Below are 2,778 nucleotides of genomic sequence, written 5' to 3' on the forward strand. Positions count from 1 at the left end.
GCCCAGCCGGCTCCGGCCCCGCTGCTGATCGCCTGCGCGCTCGGCATCGAGCAGTTCGCCCTGCGCCGGCGCGGCAGCGGCGGGGCGGGCGGGCCGGTCACCGTGCTGCGCACCGGCATGGGGCCGCTCGCCGCCGAGCGCTCGGTGTCCCGGGTGCTCGACGGGCCGGCCCTGCGCGACGCCGCCGTGCTGGCCACCGGGTTCTGCGCCGGACTCGCGCCCGGCATGCACCCCGGCGACCTCGTCGTCGCCGAGGAGACCCGCGACCCCCGCGGCTCCGTCCCCTGCGTGGGGACGGAGCTGCTGGTCAAGGAGCTGCTGCGGACCGTCCCCGGACGCACCGTGCACACCGGCCCGCTCACCGGCTCCGACCACGTCGTCCGCGGACCCGAGCGGGCCGACCTGCTCGCGACCGGCGCGATCGCGGCGGACATGGAGTCGGCGGCCACGCTTCTGAGCGCCGTCCGCGCGGGCGCGCGCCCGGTTGCGGCCGTCCGGGTGGTCGTGGACGCTCCAGAACATGAACTGGTCCGGATCGGCACGGTGCGCGGTGGAATATCGGCTTTCCGCGTCCTTCGCTCCGTGCTTCCCGCATACCTCGAATGGCACCGTTCCCTGCTGCTCCCCCGGAGGTGAGCCAGATGGCCATGCCGCTGCGCCAGTCCATCAAGGTCGCTACATACCTGGCCGAACAGAAGCTCCGCAGGCGGGACAAGTTCCCGCTGATCGTCGAGCTGGAGCCCCTCTACGCCTGCAACCTCGCCTGTGAGGGCTGCGGCAAGATCCAGCACCCGGCGGGGGTGCTCAAGCAGCGCATGCCGGTCGCCCAGGCGGTGGGGGCGGTGCTGGAGTCCGGCGCCCCCATGGTGTCCATCGCCGGCGGCGAGCCGCTGATGCACCCTCAGATCGACGAGATCGTGCGCCAGTTGGTGTCCCGCCGGAAGTACGTGTTCCTGTGCACCAACGCCATGCTGCTGCGCAAGAAGATGGACAAGTTCACCCCGTCCCCCTACTTCGCGTTCGCGGTGCACATCGACGGGCTGCGGGAGCGGCACGACGAGTCCGTCGCGAAGGAGGGCGTGTTCGACGAGGCCGTGGCGGCCATCAAGGAGGCCAAGCGGCGCGGCTTCCGGGTCACCACCAACTCGACCTTCTTCAACACCGACACCCCCCAGACGGTCGTCGAGGTGCTCAACTACCTCAACGACGACCTCAAGGTCGACGAGATGATGATCTCGCCCGCCTACGCCTACGAGAAGGCGCCCGACCAGGAGCACTTCCTCGGCGTGGAGCAGACCCGGGAGCTGTTCAAGAAGGCGTTCGCCGGCGGCAACCGCAGGCGCTGGCGGCTGAACCACTCCCCGCTGTTCCTCGACTTCCTCGAGGGCAAGGTCGACTTCCCGTGCACCGCCTGGGCCATCCCCAACTACTCCCTGTTCGGCTGGCAGCGCCCCTGCTACCTGATGAGCGACGGCTACGTGCCGACGTACCGGGAGCTGATCGAGGACACCGACTGGGACAAGTACGGCCGCGGCAAGGACCCGCGCTGCGCCAACTGCATGGCGCACTGCGGCTACGAGCCCACCGCCGTCCTCGCCACCATGGGCTCCCTTAAGGAGTCGCTGCGCGCCATGCGCGAAACCGTCTCGTCGAACCGGGAGTGACGCCGTGACCGCAGTTTCCCTGGGGATGCCGGGGTCACCGGTGCGTCCCCTGGCCGAGCGCCGCAGGAGCCGCAGGATCCAGGTCGGGTCGGTGGCGGTCGGTGGTGACGCGCCGGTGTCGGTGCAGTCGATGACGACGACGCGGACGTCGGACATCGGGGCGACGCTGCAGCAGATCGCGGAGCTGACGGCGTCGGGGTGCCAGATCGTGCGGGTGGCGTGTCCGACGCAGGACGACGCGGACGCGCTGTCGGTGATCGCGGGCAAGTCGCAGATCCCGGTGATCGCGGACATTCATTTCCAGCCGAAGTACGTGTTCGCGGCGATCGAGGCCGGGTGCGCGGCGGTGCGGGTGAATCCGGGCAACATCAAGAAGTTCGACGATCAGGTCAAGGAGATCGCGCGGGCGGCGGGGGAGCGGGGCACGCCGATCCGGATCGGGGTGAACGCGGGGTCGCTGGACCGGCGGCTGCTGCAGAAGTACGGCAAGGCGACGCCGGAGGCGCTGGTGGAGTCGGCGCTGTGGGAGGCGTCGCTGTTCGAGGAGCACGGGTTCCGGGACATCAAGATCTCGGTGAAGCACAACGACCCGGTGGTGATGATCGAGGCGTACCGGCAGCTGGCGGAGCAGTGCGACTATCCGTTGCATCTGGGGGTGACGGAGGCGGGTCCGGCGTTCCAGGGGACGGTGAAGTCGGCGGTGGCGTTCGGTGCGTTGCTGTCGCAGGGGATCGGGGACACGATCCGGGTGTCGTTGTCGGCGCCGCCGGTGGAGGAGATCAAGGTCGGCAATCAGATCCTGGAGTCGCTGGGGCTGCGGCAGCGGGGTCTGGAGATCGTGTCGTGTCCGTCGTGCGGGCGGGCGCAGGTGGATGTGTACAAGCTGGCCGAGGAGGTCACGGCGGGTCTGACGGGGATGGACGTGCCGTTGCGGGTGGCGGTGATGGGCTGTGTCGTCAACGGTCCGGGTGAGGCCCGTGAGGCCGATCTGGGGGTGGCGTCGGGTAACGGCAAGGGGCAGATCTTCGTCAAGGGCGAGGTCATCAAGACGGTGCCGGAGTCGAAGATCGTGGAGACGCTGATCGAAGAGGCGATGCGGATCGCCGAACAGATG

General features: G+C 69.6%; 3 protein-coding genes. All 3 read left to right on the forward strand.

Annotated features, from left to right (window positions below):
• A partial coding sequence (locus G3I53_RS16035; protein ID WP_164438473.1) for a 1-hydroxy-2-methyl-2-butenyl 4-diphosphate reductase occupies positions 1 to 636 on the forward strand: 636 nt, incomplete at its 5' end.
• A gap of 5 nt (positions 637 to 641) precedes the next feature.
• Positions 642 to 1,664, forward strand: a complete 1,023-nt coding sequence (hpnH, locus tag G3I53_RS16040; RefSeq protein WP_164334755.1) for an adenosyl-hopene transferase HpnH — start codon at positions 642 to 644, stop codon at positions 1,662 to 1,664.
• Between the two features lie 4 nt (positions 1,665 to 1,668).
• Positions 1,669 to 2,778 (forward strand): flavodoxin-dependent (E)-4-hydroxy-3-methylbut-2-enyl-diphosphate synthase (gene ispG / locus G3I53_RS16045; protein WP_164438474.1); only part of this gene is annotated, 1,110 nt, incomplete at its 3' end.

The organism is Streptomyces sp. SID14436 (genome assembly GCF_010548465.1).
In the GTDB taxonomy this organism is placed as follows: Bacteria; Actinomycetota; Actinomycetes; order Streptomycetales; family Streptomycetaceae; genus Streptomyces.

Excerpts from the sequence above, each read along its gene's own strand:
- hpnH (WP_164334755.1), top strand. The coding sequence starts at position 642 with ATGGCCATGCCGCTGCGCCAGTCCATCAAGGTCGCTACATACCTGGCC.